Annotated in this window: 17 protein-coding genes; 15 read left to right on the forward strand and 2 right to left on the reverse strand. The window is 61.7% G+C overall.

From position 1 onward, the window contains the following. Position 1: 1 nt before the first annotated feature. Genes frr through rseP form a run of 4 tightly spaced genes read left to right on the forward strand, consistent with a single transcriptional unit; the run spans position 2 to position 3,341 of the window. Positions 2 to 562 (forward strand): ribosome recycling factor, encoded by a 561-nt coding sequence (gene frr, locus ACIQUG_RS02415; RefSeq protein ID WP_034796704.1) that lies wholly within the window; start codon positions 2 to 4, stop codon positions 560 to 562. A gap of 37 nt (positions 563 to 599) precedes the next feature. Next, on the forward strand, positions 600 to 1,343 hold the full coding sequence (locus ACIQUG_RS02420) for an isoprenyl transferase (RefSeq protein ID WP_192446039.1): 744 nt from the start codon (positions 600 to 602) through the stop codon (positions 1,341 to 1,343). Continuing rightward, entirely contained in the window at positions 1,343 to 2,176 is an 834-nt protein-coding gene (locus ACIQUG_RS02425; protein WP_192446040.1) for a phosphatidate cytidylyltransferase, read from the forward strand. Before ACIQUG_RS02420 ends, ACIQUG_RS02425 begins: the two co-directional genes overlap by 1 nt. 31 nt (positions 2,177 to 2,207) lie before the next feature. After that, positions 2,208 to 3,341 (forward strand): RIP metalloprotease RseP, encoded by a 1,134-nt coding sequence (rseP, locus tag ACIQUG_RS02430; protein ID WP_402317007.1) that lies wholly within the window; start codon positions 2,208 to 2,210, stop codon positions 3,339 to 3,341. An 84-nt stretch (positions 3,342 to 3,425) separates the two neighbouring features. Here rseP and ACIQUG_RS02435 read toward each other — a convergent pair whose 3' ends face one another. Beyond that, positions 3,426 to 3,650 (reverse strand): hypothetical protein, encoded by a 225-nt coding sequence (locus tag ACIQUG_RS02435; protein WP_192447221.1) that lies wholly within the window; start codon positions 3,648 to 3,650, stop codon positions 3,426 to 3,428. On the opposite strand from ACIQUG_RS02435, the gene bamA reads away from it, so the two are divergent. Genes bamA through lpxB form a run of 6 tightly spaced genes read left to right on the forward strand, consistent with a single transcriptional unit; the run spans position 3,592 to position 10,373 of the window. After that, positions 3,592 to 5,925 carry an outer membrane protein assembly factor BamA gene (bamA, locus tag ACIQUG_RS02440; RefSeq protein ID WP_402317010.1) on the forward strand — a complete coding sequence of 778 codons (2,334 nt, stop codon included), beginning with the start codon at positions 3,592 to 3,594 and terminating at the stop codon, positions 5,923 to 5,925. The genes ACIQUG_RS02435 and bamA overlap by 59 nt on opposite strands. Before the next feature lie 46 nt (positions 5,926 to 5,971). Beyond that, positions 5,972 to 7,039 (forward strand): UDP-3-O-(3-hydroxymyristoyl)glucosamine N-acyltransferase, encoded by a 1,068-nt coding sequence (gene lpxD, locus ACIQUG_RS02445; RefSeq protein ID WP_402317013.1) that lies wholly within the window; start codon positions 5,972 to 5,974, stop codon positions 7,037 to 7,039. Then, positions 7,032 to 7,496, forward strand: coding sequence for a 3-hydroxyacyl-ACP dehydratase FabZ (fabZ, locus tag ACIQUG_RS02450; protein ID WP_034796695.1), 465 nt, complete (start codon positions 7,032 to 7,034; stop codon positions 7,494 to 7,496). Before lpxD ends, fabZ begins: the two co-directional genes overlap by 8 nt. Then, a complete protein-coding gene (gene lpxA / locus ACIQUG_RS02455; RefSeq protein ID WP_192447140.1) occupies positions 7,493 to 8,308 on the forward strand; it encodes an acyl-ACP--UDP-N-acetylglucosamine O-acyltransferase in 816 nt (271 codons plus the stop codon). The genes fabZ and lpxA overlap by 4 nt, the downstream gene beginning before the upstream one ends. 5 nt (positions 8,309 to 8,313) lie before the next feature. Beyond that, positions 8,314 to 9,201, forward strand: coding sequence for an LpxI family protein (locus ACIQUG_RS02460; protein ID WP_402317017.1), 888 nt, complete (start codon positions 8,314 to 8,316; stop codon positions 9,199 to 9,201). Next, entirely contained in the window at positions 9,198 to 10,373 is a 1,176-nt protein-coding gene (gene lpxB / locus ACIQUG_RS02465; protein WP_402317019.1) for a lipid-A-disaccharide synthase, read from the forward strand. The genes ACIQUG_RS02460 and lpxB overlap by 4 nt, the downstream gene beginning before the upstream one ends. Before the next feature lie 200 nt (positions 10,374 to 10,573). Here lpxB and gltA read toward each other — a convergent pair whose 3' ends face one another. Beyond that, positions 10,574 to 11,863: a citrate synthase gene (gene gltA, locus ACIQUG_RS02470; RefSeq protein ID WP_034796688.1), complete on the reverse strand. Its 1,290-nt coding sequence runs from the start codon at positions 11,861 to 11,863 to the stop codon at positions 10,574 to 10,576. A 315-nt stretch (positions 11,864 to 12,178) separates the two neighbouring features. Between gltA and ACIQUG_RS02475 the strand changes: the two genes are divergently transcribed. The 5 genes from ACIQUG_RS02475 to ACIQUG_RS02495 all read left to right on the forward strand — a co-directional run bounded on the left by ACIQUG_RS02475 (position 12,179) and on the right by ACIQUG_RS02495 (position 18,878). Further along, a complete protein-coding gene (locus ACIQUG_RS02475; RefSeq protein ID WP_402317023.1) occupies positions 12,179 to 14,653 on the forward strand; it encodes a ComEC/Rec2 family competence protein in 2,475 nt (824 codons plus the stop codon). A gap of 183 nt (positions 14,654 to 14,836) precedes the next feature. After that, positions 14,837 to 15,916, forward strand: coding sequence for a tonB-system energizer ExbB (gene exbB, locus ACIQUG_RS02480; protein ID WP_402317026.1), 1,080 nt, complete (start codon positions 14,837 to 14,839; stop codon positions 15,914 to 15,916). Positions 15,917 to 15,919: 3 nt separating this feature from the next. Further along, positions 15,920 to 16,345: a TonB system transport protein ExbD gene (gene exbD / locus ACIQUG_RS02485; RefSeq protein ID WP_034796684.1), complete on the forward strand. Its 426-nt coding sequence runs from the start codon at positions 15,920 to 15,922 to the stop codon at positions 16,343 to 16,345. 205 nt (positions 16,346 to 16,550) lie between these two features. Next, positions 16,551 to 17,216 (forward strand): protein-L-isoaspartate O-methyltransferase, encoded by a 666-nt coding sequence (locus ACIQUG_RS02490; protein ID WP_043611551.1) that lies wholly within the window; start codon positions 16,551 to 16,553, stop codon positions 17,214 to 17,216. Positions 17,217 to 17,504: 288 nt separating this feature from the next. After that, positions 17,505 to 18,878, forward strand: a complete 1,374-nt coding sequence (locus ACIQUG_RS02495) for a TolC family outer membrane protein (protein ID WP_402320525.1) — start codon at positions 17,505 to 17,507, stop codon at positions 18,876 to 18,878. Positions 18,879 to 18,881: the final 3 nt, after the last annotated feature.

Raw genomic sequence — 18,881 nt, forward strand, 5'->3', positions numbered from 1 at the left:
CATGAGTGAAGGTGTTGACCTGAAGGAACTGAAGCGTCGCATGGATGGCGCCATTTCCGCATTCAAGAGCGATATCGCGTCGCTCCGTACCGGCCGCGCGTCGGCGAACGTTCTCGATCCGGTGACCGTCGAAGCCTATGGCTCGCGCGTGCCGCTCAACCAGGTGGCGAACATCACGGTTCCCGAGCCGCGCATGCTGTCCGTCTCGGTCTGGGACAAGCAGATGGTCGGCGCCGTCGATCGCGGCATTCGCGAATCAAACCTCGGCCTCAATCCGATCATCGACGGCCAGAACCTGCGCATTCCGCTGCCGGAGCTCAACGAAGAGCGCCGCAAGTCGCTCGTCAAAGTGGCACATGACTACGCCGAAAAGGCGAAGGTCGCCGTGCGTCACGTGCGTCGCGATGGCATGGACGACCTGAAAAAAGCCGAAAAGGATGGCGACATCGGCCAGGATATCAGCCGTTCTCAGTCCGAGCGCGTGCAAAAGATGACCGACGAAACGATTTCCGATATCGACCGCTTGCTCGTCGAGAAGGAAAAGGAAATCATGCAGGTCTGATCTGCTCGTGATCTGAGTCTCCTTTCGCGGACGCCTTATGCAAAACCTCACTTCCACGACCGTTCCGGAACATGTTGCCATCATCATGGATGGCAACGGACGTTGGGCGAACGCGCGTGGGCTGCCGCGCACGATGGGGCACCGCAAGGGTGTCGAGACTGTTCGCGCCGCCGTCAAGACGGCGGGCGAGTTGGGGATCCGCTACCTCACGCTTTTTGCCTTTTCCTCGGAAAACTGGAGCAGGCCGGCGGCGGAAGTCAGCGATCTCATGGGGTTGCTCAAGACTTTTATCCGCCGGGATCTTGCCGACCTTCACCGCGAGAATGTGCGCATCCGCGTCATCGGCGACCGCTCCAACCTCAGGGGTGACATTCTGCCGTTGTTGGTGGAGGCGGAGGAAACGACGCGGGCAAATACCGGCATCACGCTTGTTATCGCCTTCAACTACGGCGCGCGGGACGAGATGACACGGGCCATGCGGCGCCTGGCGACGGAAGTCGCGGAAGGACGGTTGCGGCCCGAGGACATTACCGCTGAACGTATCTCGGCGACGCTCGACACATCGGACATCCCGGATCCGGACCTGATCATCCGGACCAGTGGCGAAGAGCGTCTCTCGAATTTCCTTCTGTGGCAGGGCGCCTACTCGGAATTGATCTTCGTTCCGGAACTGTGGCCGGACTTTACCCGAGAGACGTTCCTGGCGGCTCTTGAAAAATACGCCTGCCGCGAGCGCCGCTTCGGCGGCGTCACCGAGCCCACGCTGGCGGTTGGTTCCTGATGCAGACTGAACTCAAGCTTCGTATCGCTTCGGGCGTGGTCCTCGCAGCGGTGACACTGGCGGCGACCTGGTTCGGCGGCTTGGCATTCCAGCTTCTCTCGGCGCTGATTGCGCTGCTGGTGTATTATGAGTGGTCGACGATCACTGGCCTCCAGGAAGGGGATTTCCAGGGCAACGCCGTTGGTTGGCTGGCCATTGTCATCATCGCCGGCCTGATCGTGACCGGATACATCGGCTACAGCCTTCCGGTCCTGGCCGCCTTCGTCGCGCTCACCGTCCTTTGGGTAGCCCTGCAGAAGACCAGTTGGTGGCTTCCGGGCGGCATCGCCTATGCCGGGCTGACCGGCATTTCGCTTGCCGCCCTTCGCGGCGCCGACGATCTCGGCCTGATGGCGACGCTGTTCGTCTTCGCAGTCGTCTGGGCGACCGACATCTTCGCCTATTTTACCGGCCGCGCGATTGGTGGACCGAAGCTTGCCCCGCGCATATCGCCCGGCAAGACGTGGTCGGGCGCGATCGGTGGCACAATTTGCGGCATCCTCGCCGGTGTTGCCGTCTTTATGGCTTATTTTTCGCTGCAAGATCTCCGGATTCCGATCATTGCGCTGGTGCTTTCCGTCGCCAGCCAAGTGGGAGACTTGTTCGAATCCTTCATCAAGCGCCGTTTTGGGGTGAAGGATTCCAGCCGTCTCATTCCGGGGCATGGCGGCGTTATGGATCGGGTCGATGGATTGATTTTCGCGTGCGTCGCGGCGTTGATTCTGGTCATGGTTCAGTATTTCGTCAGCGATGGGCGCCAGATCGCTTTCGGATCAGTCCTGTATAGCCTTTGAGCTTAGGCCCATGGGTGCTTGAGGAACGTTCATGACATATCTGTTTGATGCCCTTCAGATTCTGACCGGCTACGTCATCCCATTTCTTCTGGTGCTGACGCTGCTGGTGTTCGTACACGAGATGGGCCACTACCTCGTCGGCCGCTGGTCGGGTATCCGCATCCTCGCTTTTTCGATCGGCTTTGGCCCCGAACTTGTCGGCTGGACCGACCGGCACGGAACGCGGTGGAAACTGGCGGCGATTCCCCTTGGCGGTTACGTCAAGTTCTACGGCGACGAGGATGCGGCGAGCGTGCCGGACTACAAGCGCCTGGAGGCACTGGCGCCGGAAGAGCGCAGCCAGACCTTCCTTGGCGCCAAATTGTGGAAGCGCGCGGCAACGGTCGCCGCCGGTCCGATCGCAAACTTCATTCTCGCCATCGCCATCTTTGCCGTTCTGTTCTCCGTCTACGGGCGTCAGGTCGCCGATCCGGTGGTTGCGCGGGTGAATGAGAACAGTGCGGCTGCGCAGGCAGGCGTCGTGCCCGGAGACCGTCTGATTTCGATCGACAACACGCCGGTCGTCACCTTCGACGACGTTCGCCGCTATGTCAGCGTCCGTCCGGAAATGCCGATTTCGATTCGCATCGAACGCAACGGCGCGATGCTCGATCTGTCCATGGTGCCGCAGCGCACCGAGCTCACGGACCAGTTCGGCAACAAGATGGAAATCGGCGTCATCGGCATCCTGACCGACCAGGAAGCCGGTAACTTCCGCACCGTCAATTACGGCCCGATCGAGGCCGTCGGGCAGGGCGTCCTGCAAAGCTGGCATGTCGTCACTGGCACCTTCGACTATCTCTCCAATGTCGTGACCGGGCGGATGAAGGCGGATCAGATCGGTGGACCGATCCGCGTCGCCAAGGTTTCGGGGCAGATGGCGACGCTTGGAATTCCGTTTTTGCTGAATATTGCCGCGATCCTGTCTGTTTCCATAGGATTGCTTAACCTCATGCCCGTTCCGGTGCTTGATGGCGGCCACTTGATGTTCTATGCGGTTGAGGCCTTGCGCGGAAGGCCGGTGGGCCCGGCCGCGCAGGATGTCGCCTATCGGATCGGCTTTGCCATGGTGCTGATGCTCATGGTCTTTGCCACCTGGAACGACATATCGATGTTCTTCGGCTAGCGTTCGGCCGGGGAAACGGCGAGGGGGATTTCGACGGATACTGTGAACGATTGGTTTTCAACGGCTTGCGACGAAAGGTTTTGTTTACGATAAATCGAGGCTGTAGTGGCCGTTAAGCCACGGTTCGAATTGAAGTAAACAGAAATTAACGAGCTGGCTTGCTTGTATGGGAAAAGCGGTTAAAACGGCAACCGTGACCGGAGTCGGCACGAAACTGCCGCGCGACGTTTGGAAAAGGTAAGATTTGAACATGAAAGCTGGTTCAAGGTTTTTGAACGCGGTGTCGGCGGCTGCGCTGTCAACAAGCATTGTTGTTTCCGGCGCTGGTGTTGGGTTGCTCGCAGGCACGTCCGTTGCAGAGGCCGCCACCATCAGCCGCGTCGAAGTGCGGGGCGCCACGCGCGTCAGCGCTGAGACGGTTCGTGCGAACATCACGATCGTCCCGGGCAAGAGCTTCAACAACACCGACATCGACGCTTCCGTGAAGCGCCTGTATGCGACCGGCTACTTCTCCGACGTCAGCATCAACGTTTCCGGCGGCACGCTGGTCGTCAGCGTCAGCGAGAATCAGCTCGTCAACCAGGTCGTCTTCAACGGCAACCGCAAGATCAAGGACGACAAGCTGCAGGGCGTCGTGCGCACACAGCCGCTCGGTCCTTACAGCGAAGCGACGGTCGAGACGGACATCCAGTCGATCAAGGACGCCTATGCGGCGATCGGTCGAAGCGATATCACGGTGACGACGCAGGTCGTTCCGGTCGCCGAAGGTCGCGTCAACCTCGCATTCGTCATCAACGAAGGCGAGCGCACCAAGATTTCCCAGATCAACTTCGTCGGCAACGAAGCCTACAGCGACGGCCGTCTGCAGTCGGTCATCGCGACGAAGGAATCGGGCATTTTCTCCTTCATTACGCGCAAGGACGTCTACAATCCCGACAAGCTGCGTGCGGACGAAGAGCTGCTGCGTCAGTTCTACTACAACCGCGGCTACGCTGACTTCCAGGTCGTTTCCTCGGATGCGGCCCTGAATGAGGCGACCAACGAGTACACGGTGACGATCACCGTCGAAGAAGGTCCGCGCTACGACTTTGGTTCGGTTAACGTCGAATCGACCGTTGAGGGTGTCAATGCCGAAGAACTGAAGGGGCTCGTCGTCAGCCGTGAGGGTTCGGTCTACAAGGCCAAGGACGTCCAGGCGACGATGACCGAAATCTCGAAGCGCGTTGCTTCGGCCGGTTACCCGTTCGCTCGCGTCACGCCGCGCGGCAACCGCGATCTCGGCAACCACACGATCTCGGTCGACTACCTCGTCGATCAGGGCGAACGTGCCTATGTCGAGCGTATCGAAATCCGCGGCAACACCCGTACCCGTGACTACGTCATCCGTCGCGAGTTCGACATGGGTGAAGGCGACGCCTTCAACCAGGAAATGGTCGCGCGCGCCAAGCGCCGCCTTGAGGCTCTGGGCTACTTCTCGAGCGTCAACGTTTCGACCGCTCCGGGCAGCGCCGCTGACCGTGTTGTAGTGATCGTCGACGTACAGGATCAGTCGACCGGTTCGTTCGGTATCGGTGCAGGTTACTCTGCCGGTAGCGGCGGTGGCTTCCTCGTCGAAGCTTCGATCGAAGAAAAGAACTTCCTCGGCCGTGGCCAGTACATCCGCGTTGCAGCGGGTCGTGGCGACGAAAGCCGCACGTACAACGTTTCGTTCACGGAGCCGTATTTCCTTGGTTATCGTCTGGCCGCAGGCTTCGACGTCTTCAAGAACGAAAACGACTTCGATGACGACAACTACAGCTACGAAGATCAGGGCTTCAGCCTGCGCGTGACCGCGCCGATCACCGAGAACCTGTCGACGACGCTGCGCTACAACTTCACGCAGTTCGACTATAGTGGTAACGTTGCGAAGCTGTCATCGCCTTACGTTCGTGCGGTCGAGGGTGGCAACTGGGTCCGTTCGTCGGTTTCGCAGTCGATCACCTACAATACGCTCGACGATGCGCAGCTTCCGCATGACGGCATTCTTGCGACCTTCACGCATGAATTCGCCGGCCTCGGTGGCGACTCCGACTTCTACAAGATGACCGGTAAGGCCAAGTGGTACTACACGGTCAACGACGAAGCCGACATCATCGCTTCACTCGGCGGTAGCGCTGGCCATATCTTCGAGACCGGTAGCGATCTGCAGGTCTTCGACCAGTTCCAGCTCGGTACCAGCGACATCCGTGGCTTCGAGCGTAACGGTGTTGGTCCGCGTGATAAGGCAACGGGCGATGCGCTCGGCGGTACGACCTACTTCACGGCTTCGGCCGAGGCGACGTTCCCGCTTCCGGGTATCCCGCGTGACAGCGGCTTCCGCGGTGCAGTCTTCGCTGATGCCGGCACGCTTTACAGCAACCAGGTCAAGATGGCCCCGGGCGAAACCGTGCAGGGCAACAACTCGTCGCTGCGTGCATCGGTCGGTGTTGGTCTGATCTGGGCTTCGCCCTTCGGTCCGCTGCGTGTCGACTACGCATGGCCGATCGCCAAGGAAGATTTCGACAAGGTTCAGAACCTGAAGTTCGGTATTTCCTCGTCGTTCTGATAAGAAGCAGTCCAGAACTGCCAGAAAAGATCGTTCTGGAGTGTACATGGAACAGAATTGGTTTTTTCCGCCCCACGATGGGATCCGCCTGGGCGACCTGGCGGATCGAATTGGGGCGGAATTGGTGGATGTCGCGTTCGCTGACCGCGCTGTCCGCTCCGTAGCGCCGGTCTATCGGGCAAAGCCCGGTGACGTGTGCTATATGTTGTCTCGCAAAAGCCGTGCCGAACTCGAGACCTGTGAGGCATCGGCGATCATTTGCGACAAGACGATTTCGTCTCTCGTCCCCGCCTATATTCCCGTCCTTTTGACAGCGCGGCCGCATACGGCCTTTGCGCTTGCAGGTACGTTGTTGCACGAGATTGCAATGCGTCCGGCACGCAATACGAGCCTAAGCGGGATTGCGCCCGGTGCGTTCGTAGACCCGACTGCGCGGCTTGAAGACGATGTCGAAGTCGAACCGACGGCAGTCGTTGGGGCCGGCGCCGAGATCGGCCGCGGCACGCGCATTGCAGCCGGCGCGGTGATCGGCCCGGGCGTGCGCATCGGCCGCGATTGCACGATATCTGCGGGGGCAAGCTTGCTCTGCGCGCTCGTCGGCAACAGCGTCATCATCCATCCGGGTGCTCGCATCGGCCAGGATGGCTTCGGCTATGCGCCGGGCCCGAAAGGCGGGATGATCAAGATCGTCCAGGTCGGACGGGTCATCATCCAGGATCACGTCGAGATCGGCGCGAATACGACGATCGATCGTGGCACGATGGATGACACGGTGATCGGCGAGGGCACCAAGATCGACAATCTCGTTCAGATCGGTCACAACGTCCGTATCGGTCGCTACTGCGGCATCGTCAGTGGGGTCGGCATTGCCGGTAGCACGAAGATCGGCGATGGCGTCATGATTGGCGGCGGCAGCGGCGTCAATGGCCACATCACGGTTGGAGACGGCGTCCAGATCGCCGCTATGAGCGGCGTGGCCGCCGATGTTCCTGCCGGCGAACGGTACGGTGGTATTCCGGCGCGCCCGATGCGTGATTTCCTGCGCGACGTCGCGGAAATGGCTATGCGGGCAGAGGAAAGACAGAAAAAGAAGAAGGGCGGCGCGAATGAGTGAAGCAGCAACGGTTCTCGGCACGGCGGATATTCAAGAAATCCTGAAGCTGCTGCCCCATCGCTACCCATTCCTGCTCGTCGATCGCATCATCGAGATCGACGGCGACAATTCGGCGATCGGTATCAAGAATGTCTCGGCGAACGAGCCGCATTTCACCGGTCACTTCCCGGAGCAGCCGATCATGCCGGGCGTCCTGCTCGTCGAGGGCATGGCTCAGACGGCTGGCGCGATCTGTGCCCGCAAAGTCGGAACCGGCACGAACCTGGTCTATTTCATGACCATCGACAATGCCCGTTTCCGCAAGCCGGTCGTGCCTGGCGATCGCGTCGAATTCCATGTCGTGAAGCAGAAGCAGCGCGGCAATATCTGGAAATTTCACTGTGATGCAAAAGTTGACGGGCAACTTGTCGCAGAAGCTGATATCGGCGCGATGATAGTCAGCAAGGAAGACGCCTGAACATGATTGCAGCATCTGCGAAGATCCACCCGTCCTCGGTCGTCGAGAGCGGGGCTGTGATCGGCGAGAACGTCAAGATCGGCCCGTTTTGCTACATCGGGCCGAAAGTCGTTCTGGGCGACGACATCGAGATTCTCAGCCATGCCGTAGTGATCGGCCGGACGACGGTCGGCAAGGGAACGAAGATTTTCCCGAACGCCGTGGTCGGTGGCGATTCTCAGAGCGTTCATCACAGTGCTGTCGATACCGAACTTCTGATCGGTACCAATTGCACGATCCGCGAAGGCGTGACGATGAACACCGGGACCGTCGAACATGGCGGCAAGACGGTTGTCGGCGATAACAATCTCTTTCTCGCCAACTCGCACGTTGCGCATGATTGCCGCCTCGGCAACAACATCATCCTGTCCAACAATGTGATGCTGGCGGGCCATGTCACGGTCGAGGACCGCGTCATTCTCGGCGGCGGCTGCGCGGTGCACCAGTTTACCCGCGTCGGCCGCCAGGCCTTTGTCGGCGGTCTGTCGGCTGTCAGCTACGATGTCATTCCCTATGGCATGCTCAACGGCAATCCTGGCCTGCTCAGTGGCCTTAACGTTGTCGGTATGAGCCGCGCTGGCATCGATCGTGCAACGATCCATGTGGTTCGCCGCGCCTACAAGCAGATTTTCGAAGGGCCGGAATCGATCCGCGCCAATGCCGCAGCGATTCGCGAAGACTATATGGATTGCGCGCCGGTCATGGAAATTCTTGACTTCATCGGCGCCGAGAGCGACCGCGCACTGTCGTCGCCGCAACGCGGCAAGGCCTGACTGTGATGTCTTCTGCTGCGAGCCGCGCGGCGACTGGCGGCCGGCTCGCAATCATCGCTGGTGGCGGCGCGCTGCCCCACCATGTAGCCGAAGCAGTTCGTGCGCGCGGCGAAGATCCCTACATCATCGCACTCACGCGTGAAGCCGAAGAAGCCGATTGGATCGATTTCGACCACTCGGTTCTGGCGATCGGCGATTTTGCCAATATCAGCCGGACATTCAAAGAAGAGGGCATAGACCGCGTCGTCTTGTCCGGGTGGGTTCGGCGCCGGCCGGAATGGCGCGATATCCGCCCGACATTGCGGACCCTCGCAAAGATACCGTCAGTTCTAAAGACGCTTGTCTCGGGCGGGGACGATGCGGTCCTGCGCATGGCGATGCAGTTGATCGAGGCAAGCGGCGCGCATGTCATCGGCGTGCACGAAGTGGTTCCCAATCTCCTGGCTGACTCAGGCCCTATAGGCGCCGTAACGCCTGACAGTGACGACCAACGCGACATAGAAGCGGGTATTGCTGCCGCCAATGCGCTCGGCGCGCTCGACGTGGGGCAGGGGGCGGTTGCGGTCGGCGGGCGTGTCGTCGCGCTCGAGGGCGCCGAGGGCACGGACGCCATGCTGGAGCGTGTCGCGGTGTTGAAGGCGGAGGGGCGCGTCTCTTCGCGCCGACGCGGCGTTCTCGTCAAACTTTGCAAGCCCGGCCAGGATCTGCGCGCGGATCTGCCGTCGATCGGCCCGTCCACCATCGCCCTTGCCGAGCGAGCTGGTCTTGCTGGCGTTGCTGTGGAAGCCGGACGGGCGCTGGTGCTGGAACGGAGCGACGTGGTCAGTGTCGCCGATCGAGCGGGGCTGTTCGTCGCCGGAGTGGAGCGCGCATCCGGAGGCAACAGGCGATGAACGCGCCACGGTACAAGCTTGCTGTGATCGCCGGTGAAGTTTCCGGCGATCTTCTGGGCGCCGATCTCGTCCGCGCGCTTCGGGCGCAAAGCCATCGCGACGTCGAACTCGTCGGTGTCGGCGGCGAGGCCCTGGAGGCCGAGGGCCTGCGCTCGCTGTTCGACTATTCCGAACTGTCGATCATGGGTTTCACCCAGGTGCTCGCCCGTCTGCCGAAGCTGATCATGCGCATCCGCCAGACGGCAAAGGCCATCATAGCAGCCCGACCCGACGCGCTTCTGATCATTGATAGCCCGGATTTCACCCACCGCGTGGCGCGAAAAGTCCGTGCTGCATTGCCGGATCTGCCCGTGATCAACTACGTCTGCCCGAGCGTCTGGGCCTGGAAGCCTGAGCGAGCGCCGCGCATGCGCGGCTATGTCGATCACGTGCTTGCCGTCTTGCCCTTCGAGCCGGAGGCGATGGAGCGGTTGCAAGGGCCTCCGACCACCTATGTCGGCCATCGGCTTGCAAGCGACGCCAATGTGCTTGCCGTTCGCGCAAGCCGCCAGCCGCGCCTTTCAGGCGCCAAGGACGGGCGTGTTTCGACCTGCCTTCTGCTGCCGGGCTCGCGCTCGAGCGAAGTCGGTCGGCTGCTGCCGATCTTCCGCGCGACGGTCGAGGAACTCGCTGCCCGCCATCCGGGCGTCCGCTTCGTGCTTCCGACCGTGCCGCGCCAGGAGAAACTGGTGCGGGAAATTACCGCATCCTGGACGATCCAGCCGGAAATTTCCGTCGGCGCAGCCGACAAATGGGCAGCCTTCGATCGGGCCGATGCGGCGATCGCAGCTTCGGGTACGGTCATTCTGGAACTCGCTTTGGCCGGCGTGCCCGTCGTTTCGACCTATGCGCCTGATTTCCTGGTGAAATTCCTGCACAAGCGGATCCGCATCTGGAGCGGCGCATTGCCCAACCTGATTGCAGATTTCCCGATCGTCCCGGAATATTTCGGCGAATCGATCCGGCCCGGTGCTTTGACGCGCTGGATGGAGCGGCTTTCCGGCGCAACGGCGCAGCGGGCCTCGATGCTCGACGGCTACGCACTTGTGCAGCAGCGCATGGCGACCGACCATCCTCCGGGCGAGATAGCGGCCAGGATCGTTCTTGGCTACCTCAACAAGAGCAAGCCGTAAGATTTACCGCTGCCTGAGGGCGCGATTGCAGCAATATTTCACTGAAGATGAAGCCTGGCGCGCAGTGTGCGCTCGGATGGTGTTGTGTTGCCGCCATTACGAGACTGACCGCAACCGGTCCGAAGCGTCGATCTGACGCTGTAAAAACAAAAGCCCGGTCATCGCTGACCGGGCTTCGTTGTCTGTGCTGACTGTCGGTCTTAGCGCTTGGAGACCGGCACGTAGTCGCGCTGCGGAGCGCCGACATAGAGTTGGCGCGGACGGCCGATGCGCTGTTCCGGATCTTCGATCATCTCGTTCCACTGGGCGATCCAGCCGACGGTGCGGGCAAGTGCGAAGAGAACTGTGAACATGGTGGTGGGGAAGCCCAGCGCCTTCAGCGTGATGCCCGAGTAGAAGTCGATGTTCGGGTAGAGCTTCTTCTCGATGAAGTACTCGTCGGTCAGCGCGATGCGCTCGAGTTCCATCGCCACTTCGAGGAGCGGATCGTCCTTGTGGCCGAGCTCGGCGAGCACCTCATGCGTGGTCTTCTGCATGATCTTGGCGCGCGGGTCGTAGTTCTTGTAGACGCGATGACCGAAGCCCATCAGGCGGAACGGATCGTTCTTGTCCTTGGCGCGGGCGATGAATTCCGGAATGCGGTCAGCCGTGCCGATTTCGGCAAGCATGTTGAGCGCCGCTTCGTTGGCGCCGCCGTGCGCCGGGCCCCAGAGGCAGGCGATGCCGGCCGCGATGCAGGCGAACGGGTTGGCGCCCGACGAGCCCGCGAGGCGAACGGTCGAGGTCGAAGCGTTCTGCTCGTGGTCGGCGTGGAGGATGAAGATACGGTCCATGGCGCGCGACAGAACCGGGTTGACAACATATTCTTCGCACGGAACGGCGAAGCACATGCGCAGGAAGTTCGAGGCGTAGTCGAGGTCGTTCTTCGGGTAAACGAAGGGTTGGCCGATGTGGTACTTGTAGGCCATGGCCGCGATCGTCGGCATCTTGGCGATCATGCGCAGCGAGGCAACCATGCGCTGGTGCGGATCGGTGATGTCGGTCGAGTCGTGGTAGAAGGCCGAGAGCGCGCCGACGCATCCGCACATGACGGCCATCGGGTGTGCGTCGCGGCGGAAGCCGGTGAAGAAGCGCGACATCTGCTCGTGCACCATGGTGTGGTGCGTGACGCGGTAGTCGAAATCAGCCTTCTGCGCCTTCGTCGGCAGTTCGCCGTAGAGCAGCAGGTAGCAGACTTCGAGGAAGTCGCCGTGCTCGGCAAGCTGTTCTATCGGGTAGCCGCGGTGCAGCAGCACGCCTTCGTCGCCGTCGATATAGGTGATCTTGGATTCGCACGACGCCGTCGACGTGAAGCCCGGGTCGTAGGTAAACATCTTCGTCTGCTTGTAGAGCGAGCCGATGTCCACGACGTCAGGGCCGATGGACCCAGATCGCACCGGAAGATCCGCCGACTTTCCATCGAGTGTTACAACCGCGGTTTTATCAGTCATCGGACCCTCCGTCTTATGGCAACGTGGCACACAGACGTGCCACGACAATGAACGTTGCGAATTTGCTATATGATTTATTTTCGACTGCCAAGCTGTACGAAAGGCAAATTGTGCGATGCGAAAATGTGCATATGGCGACGCAATAATGGCATGTTACGGCAATAAGTCCAAAGAGATCAATAAGCTCGTCCGATGATGGTGCGGTACCATTCTATATAGGTTTGCCGCTTTTTTCGGCAGATAGCGCCTCGGTTGCAGTTGCGAGACGTTGGTTGCATGATCGGCCGCGAAGTCAGGGGCTAAAGTGCGGGCGCAATGAGCGAAACGGAAATGCGGCAAGCGTCGCTCGACGTCGAACGCGGCAGCTTCGGGGTGCCCGGTTCCGATGCCGCCGTAATCGCGGCGACCGTGCCTGCAACAGGGCGGCTACCCCCGTTTCTCCGGCCGTCGTGGCGGGCAATTGCGAGCCGCGCAGCCCGTTTCCGGCCTGCCGCCGTCAAGCCGGCGTTCCTCGCAGCGATGGAAGACGAAAGGGCATTCGGTCACGGTTTTGTGTTGATCCCGGTGTTCTTGATCTTCGGTGTACTCGCCTGGCTGGCGTTGCCCTTCGATATCCGGATTGCCAATCTTGCAGTGCTGCTGTGCATTTTCGGAATAGCAGCGCTGGCTTGTCGGTGGAAACTGGCGCCCGTGGGTCCTCCGCTGGTTGCCGCGACACTGTTCATCGCTGGCATGCTGCTGGTCGCGATCGAGACATGGCGCACCGACACGGTTGTTCTCGACGCTCCGGTCACCACGAACCTGCGGGGCACCGTCTTTTCACGCGAGCAGGATGATCGCGGCCGGTGGCGCTACGGGCTGGAGATCGAGGAAACGAGCCGGCCAAAGCTGCGCCGTCAGCCGCTGAAGGCGACGCTGGTGACGCGGGGCTCCGGAGAGCCGTTTCCGCTCGGCGCTCTGATCGAGGGGAGGGCGCGCCTGTCTCCGCCCTCAGGCCCGGCGCTGCCCGGCCTGAACGATTTCGCCTTCGACAGTTATTTCAAGGGAATCGGCGCCGTCGGGTTTTTCTACGGCGCGCCGAAGCTATCCGAGAAGGTCGCGAGCGAAGAGGGTGGCACTGTGGCCGCGTTGCTTTCGGCGACGAAAAAGACGATGGCCGCGATGCGGGAAACGGTCGGCGAGAGGATCCGTTCGTCGATCGGCGGCGATACCGGTGCGCTTGCGGCGGCACTGGTCACCGCAGAGGAAAGAGCAATCAGCCGGGAGACCGTCGAGGTGCTGCGACAGGCTGGGTTGGCGCACGTGCTGGCGATCTCCGGCCTCAACATGGCGCTGGCGGCAGGCACCTTTCTGATCGGCGCGCGCACCGTTCTCAGCATGGTACCGGGACTGGCGCATCGTGTGTCGATCAAGAAGGTGGCTGCGGCCGGTGCGCTGCTGATGGTCTGTCTCTACATTCTCATCTCGGGCGGCGCCGTATCGGCGCTGCGCGCCTGGATCATGATCTCGATCATGCTGGTCGCGGTGTTCTTCGATCGCATGTCGATCAGCCTGCGCAACGTCGCACTCGCCGCAATCGTCATCGTCATGCTCATGCCTTCGGCCGTGGCCGGGCCAGGCTTCCAGATGTCCTTCGCTGCCACGCTGGCGCTGGTTGCCGGCTACGGGCGCTGGCGCGAACGGCGCGCCGGCAAAGCCGAAGCGTCCGGCAGCCGCAGCAAGGGGCGGCTCATCACCGGCGTCGCCGCAGGCATCCTGATCACCTCGTTCATTGGCGGTCTGGCAACGTCAGTCTATTCGATCGCCTATTTCCATAGGCTGCCGGCCTATGGCCTCATCGCAAACATTCTCACCATGCCGCTGATCAGCATCGTGATCATGCCATTCGGCCTGTTCGCCATGCTGCTGATGCCGTTCGGGCTCGAGCATCTGCCCTTGATGGCAATGGCGTGGGGTCTCGATCGGATGCTCGACGTCGCGCGGTTCGTGACGTCGCTCGATGGCGAGGTCGTGACCGGCCGCATCGGCCCCATCGGCTTTGTGCTGATCGCGATCGGCGGTGTCTTTCTTTGCGTCCTGCGCAGTTGGCTCGCAATCTCCGGCATCGTCCTGATCTGCGCAGGCTTTCTCAGCCTGGTATTCGAAGGCGGCAGCCGGCCCGATATCGTGATCGCCGAGGACGGCCGGCTCGTCGGCTTGGTCACGGATGATGCCATCGCAACGAACCGGTCGCGCCCGCCGGACTTCATATTCTCGCAATGGCAACGGGCGCTCATCGTCGGGAAACACGAGCGGCCGGCCACGCTTCCGCCTGCGGCCGACGGTCTTTATCCGGCCATGGAACAGGCGGTCAGAAGAGCGCCGCCGATTGAGGGAGAGAAGGCTGCAGCAATCCGTGCCGATTTTTCATCGGCGATCGCGGCAAGCAAGGCAGGCAGTTTCGTCTGCCGCGACAAGCAATGGTGCGCGGCGCGCAGTGCGGTCGGCTGGACGATCGTCACTCTCGAAAATCCACGCCTCTTTCCCGCCCTGTGTGATCAGGCGGACCTGGTCGTGGTCGCTGCGCGGGTCGAAGCCGAAGCGTGCGCAGTGCACAGAGCCCGCATCGTCGATGTCGGTACGCTGCGCCGCACCGGCGCAATCGAAATCCGGGCGGAACAGCAGGAGGGGCTCAGCTCACCCGCCATGCAATTCCGGCCGGCCTTCACGACGCTTGCCCGTCCCTGGGAGCGGCATCGCACCTATGATTGGCGCAGCGGCGCCTTCGTCGAAGACCAGCCGATGCCCTGAAAACGTCGGTCCAGCCTGGGCAATGGACGGTTGCGAAATTATTCTTGATTGATAAACTCCACAAATCCTTGTCATTCGGTTTTCCTTTGCGTAAACAGCCTCGGAAGCGCGCAAGGGTAGTGGCGGACGACGACAAACCCTTCGCCCTGACACGACGAACTGGATCAGTACGTGAGGAACGAGATGCCGAGACGAGCCCGATCGACGATCAATTTGCTGGCAGCCGCAATGCTGGTCCTGTCCTCCGCAGCTTCTCCGACGGCCGCCCTGGCCCAAGCGACAACCCCCGCACCCGCGGCTGACGGCACGCAGAGCGGTGCAACCGCGCCGTCCGCATCCGCGCCGGTGGCGGAAGGTCAGGGCACGGCCGCAACCGTTCCGCCGGTTGACCCGGCGACCCAGGCGCAGCCGGCACTGCAAACTCCAGCCGCCGCGTCGGGCGAGGGAGCCCCGGTCGCGGTTGAAGGCACCACGACGGCTGAAAGCGCGCCTGCAACAGGCGAGGGCGCAGCAAGCCCGGTGCTGCCGCACGACCTTTCTCCAATCGGCATGTTCATGGCCGCCGACGTGGTGGTGAAGAGCGTGATGATTGGTCTTGCGCTGGCGTCCGTCGCCACCTGGGCGATCTTTGTAGTCAAGCTGCTGGAACTCTTTGGCGCCAAGGCGCGCCTGACGCGCGCGGTTCGCCTGCTGTCGGCCGCCAACGGCCTGGCAGACGTCAAGGGCGCCTTCGATAGCAAGTCGGGACCGGCGCCCGAAATGGTCGCCGCGGCGATCGACGAGATGGCCCGCTCGGAGGCGGTGATCGACCACGCGCCGACGGGCGGCCTTAAGGAGCGTGTTTCGTCGCTTCTGACCCGCATCGAGGTTCGCGCCGGCAAGCGCATGACAAGCGGCACCGGCATCCTGGCCTCGATCGGTTCCGTCGGCCCGTTCGTCGGTCTGTTCGGCACGGTCTGGGGGATCATGAATTCCTTCATCGGCATCAGCAAGGCGCAGACGACCAACCTGGCGATCGTGGCGCCGGGCATTGCGGAGGCGCTCCTGGCGACCGCCATCGGCCTGGTGGCGGCGATCCCGGCCGTCGTCATCTACAACTATTTTGCCCGCTCGGTCGGTGGCTACAAGGTGATTCTCGCCGATGCCGCTGCAGCCGTTGAGCGGCTCGTCAGCCGCGACCTCGACCATCGCCTGGCCCGCAAGGCGCAGCCGCGCCGCCAGGACTTCGGTCACGCCGAGACGACCATCGCAAGGATCGGGTGAACCATGGCTGGAAAAATCAGCGACGGCGGCGGCGATCTCGACGAAAACGCCGAGATCAACGTCACCCCCTTCATCGACGTCATGCTGGTGCTGCTGATCATCTTCATGGTGGCGGCGCCGCTTGCCACCGTGGACATGAAGGTCGACCTGCCGCAATCGGCCGCCAAACCGGCGCCGCGGGACGACAAGCCGGTCTTCGTGACGCTGAAGGCCGATCTGGCACTGGCGATCGGCAACGATGAAACGGCACGCGAGAGCTTTGCCGACGAGTTGAAGCGCCTGACTGAAGGCAATACCGAGACACGCGTCCTGCTGCGGGCGGACAAGGCTGTCGACTACGGTGAACTGATGACGGTGATGAACCTCATCCAGAACGCCGGCTACACCAAGATTGCCCTCGTCGGGCTGGAAGGCGCGCCGGGACGCTGATCCCGGCCAGCAATCGTGTCGCCTCCGCTGTTCGCGGTGCAATTCCCTCCCGTTTTTCCGGCGCAAATTGCCGCTGTCGCTTGAAACCGGCCGGTCGCCGATTTATGAGCTTACCTCAAAGGCTTTCCGACGGGAGCCAGTAGACGATCGTGCGTGCTTGCCCGAAACCGGGCGCCGCGCCTATCCGGACCACGAGGGCACTACCATGAATTTCGAAGCAGCGCGCACCAAGATGGTGGACAACCAGATCCGCACGACGGATGTCACGTCCCACTCGATCCTGTCCGCGTTCCTGAGCGTGCCGCGCGAGGAATTCGTGCCTGCCAAGATGAAAGAGCTCGCCTACATCGATACGGATATCGCGCTCGAGGTTGCCAACGGCAACGCGCCGCGTTTCCTGATGGAGCCGTCGCCGCTCGCCAAGCTTCTCCAGCTGGCCGAAATCGCCAAGTCCGATGTCGTTCTGGAGATCGGCTGCGGCACCGGCTATGCATCCGCACTGCTGTCGCAGGTTGCAGGTTCGGTCGTCGCGCTTGAAAGCGATGAAGGCCTCGCCGCCACCGCGACCGAAACGCTGTCCCGCCTCGGCTACGACAACATCGCCGTCGTAACCGGCGAACTCGAGAAGGGATACGCCGCCGAGGCACCCTACGACGTGATCTTCGTTCACGGCTCGGTCGAAGTCCTGCCGACCGCTTTGTTCGGGCAGCTGCGCGATGGTGGGCGGCTCGTCGTCGTTGAAGGATTTGGCAATGCTTCTCGCGCTAAACTCTATGTGCACGAGCACGGAAAGACGTCCGAGCGCCCCGATTTCAACACCGCGGTCAAGCCGCTCCCCGGCTTCCGTCGTGCACAGGAATTTGTTTTCTGAGGTCCCACTTATTGAGGGATATCAACAATTAAATGCGCTGCTAAAATAACAATGTTGCCAATTCGCAACGGGGTACTTGTTTCTTTTTGAAATGGCTGCGCAGAGTACGGCTGCCCAGTTGTCGGAATGCTGATTCCGGGTTTCAAAGAGTGCAGTGGTAGTGATTTGCTCACCAGTGGGCGGTGTGAGCGCTTCATCGCCGTGTCTAGTTGGGGTCACTTTTTGCAAAAAGAGCGGCGCCGCGGAAATAGAGGGCAGGCTCTGCCGCCCCGATCGGAGAGAGAAGTAATGGTGTCGATTGTCCGCAAAGCGGCCCTCATGGCCGCCGTTTCGACAAGCTTGCTGCTTGCACCGCAAGCAGTACTGGCCGAGACGATCTTCGGCGCAATGGCCAAAGCCTACGCAAACAACCCTGACCTGAACGCCGCGCGGGCCGGCCTCAGGGCGACCGATGAGAGTGTGCCGATCGCCAAGTCTGGCTTTCGCCCCCAGGTGGCGGCCTTCGCGTCCGGAACGCTTTCGACCATCGACCGGGAAAAGACCCTGAGCGAAGACCTCCACCAGGGACAGGTCGGCATCACCGTAAACCAGATGGTGTTTGACGGCTTTCAGACGCTGAACAATGTTCGCGCCGCCGAATCGAACGTGTTTGCAACCCGCGAATCGCTGCGCGCCAACGAGATTTCAATTCTCCTTTCGGCCGCCACGATTTACTCCAACATCGCGCGCGACCAGCAGCTCGTATCGATCCGCAAGCAGAACATCGCCTTCCTTCAGGAGCAGGTGAACGCGGCCAAGGCCCGTCTGGACGTGGGTGAGGGTACTCGTACCGACGTCAGCCTTGCAGAAGCCTCGCTCGCCAACGCCCAGTCGCAGCTTATCGTCGCCGTCGCTCAGTTGAAGCAGAGCGAAGCGACCTATGTGCAGATCGTCGGTGATGTGCCGCGGGGCATCAAGCAGGCTTCGCCGGCTTCCAAGAGCCTGCCGCGCACGCTCGATCAGGCTGTGGCGACGGGGCTGCGCGAAAGCCCGATCATTCTGTCGGCGCAGTACTCGGTCGATTCGGCCGGTTATCAGGTCAAGTCGGCCGAAGGCACGATGCTCCCAGGCGTGACGCTGCAGGGCCAGGTCGGTCGCACCACCGGCAATGCTGGCGATCGTGGTCTGGACAGCAACAGTTCCAGCATCACCGCTCGCCTTGAGGTTCCGATCTACCAGGGCGGCGCCGAGTACGGCCAGATCCGCCAGGCCAAGGAACGTCTGGGTCAGCAGCGCATCCTCGTCGATTCCGCTCGCGCTTCGGTGCAGCAGACCATCGTCTCGGCCTATGCTCAGCTGGAAGCCGCGATTGCGCGCATATCTGCCAACAAGGCGCAGATTTCCGCTGCCAAGCTGGCGCTCGATGGTGTGATCGAAGAGCGCAAGGTCGGCCAGCGCACGACCCTCGACGTACTCGATTCGCAGCAGGACGTGCTTCAGGCGCAGGAACTCCTCGCTCTGGCGCAACGCGACGCCGTTGTCGCCAGCTATTCGTTGCTTGCGGCCTCTGCGCGGCTGACGGTCAAGGACCAGGGGCTTCAGGTCGCGGAATATCGCTCCGAGGAGCACTACGAGGCGGTCAAGGACAAGTGGATCGGCCTGCGGACCGTGGACGGTCGCTAAGAG

The sequence above is a fragment of the Ensifer sp. NPDC090286 genome (assembly GCF_044769565.1).
Lineage (GTDB): Bacteria > Pseudomonadota > Alphaproteobacteria > Rhizobiales > Rhizobiaceae > Ensifer.

Coding starts and splice junctions, on each gene's coding strand:
- frr (WP_034796704.1), top strand. CDS start 2: ATGAGTGAAGGTGTTGACCTGAAGGAACTGAAGCGTCGCATGGATGGC.
- ACIQUG_RS02420 (WP_192446039.1), top strand. CDS start 600: ATGCAAAACCTCACTTCCACGACCGTTCCGGAACATGTTGCCATCATC.
- ACIQUG_RS02425 (WP_192446040.1), top strand. CDS start 1,343: ATGCAGACTGAACTCAAGCTTCGTATCGCTTCGGGCGTGGTCCTCGCA.
- rseP (WP_402317007.1), top strand. CDS start 2,208: ATGACATATCTGTTTGATGCCCTTCAGATTCTGACCGGCTACGTCATC.
- bamA (WP_402317010.1), top strand. CDS start 3,592: ATGAAAGCTGGTTCAAGGTTTTTGAACGCGGTGTCGGCGGCTGCGCTG.
- ACIQUG_RS02435 (WP_192447221.1), bottom strand. CDS start 3,650: ATGCTTGTTGACAGCGCAGCCGCCGACACCGCGTTCAAAAACCTTGAA.
- lpxD (WP_402317013.1), top strand. CDS start 5,972: ATGGAACAGAATTGGTTTTTTCCGCCCCACGATGGGATCCGCCTGGGC.
- fabZ (WP_034796695.1), top strand. CDS start 7,032: ATGAGTGAAGCAGCAACGGTTCTCGGCACGGCGGATATTCAAGAAATC.
- ACIQUG_RS02460 (WP_402317017.1), top strand. CDS start 8,314: ATGTCTTCTGCTGCGAGCCGCGCGGCGACTGGCGGCCGGCTCGCAATC.
- lpxB (WP_402317019.1), top strand. CDS start 9,198: ATGAACGCGCCACGGTACAAGCTTGCTGTGATCGCCGGTGAAGTTTCC.
- gltA (WP_034796688.1), bottom strand. CDS start 11,863: ATGACTGATAAAACCGCGGTTGTAACACTCGATGGAAAGTCGGCGGAT.
- ACIQUG_RS02475 (WP_402317023.1), top strand. CDS start 12,179: ATGAGCGAAACGGAAATGCGGCAAGCGTCGCTCGACGTCGAACGCGGC.
- exbB (WP_402317026.1), top strand. CDS start 14,837: ATGCCGAGACGAGCCCGATCGACGATCAATTTGCTGGCAGCCGCAATG.
- exbD (WP_034796684.1), top strand. CDS start 15,920: ATGGCTGGAAAAATCAGCGACGGCGGCGGCGATCTCGACGAAAACGCC.
- ACIQUG_RS02490 (WP_043611551.1), top strand. CDS start 16,551: ATGAATTTCGAAGCAGCGCGCACCAAGATGGTGGACAACCAGATCCGC.
- ACIQUG_RS02495 (WP_402320525.1), top strand. CDS start 17,505: ATGGTGTCGATTGTCCGCAAAGCGGCCCTCATGGCCGCCGTTTCGACA.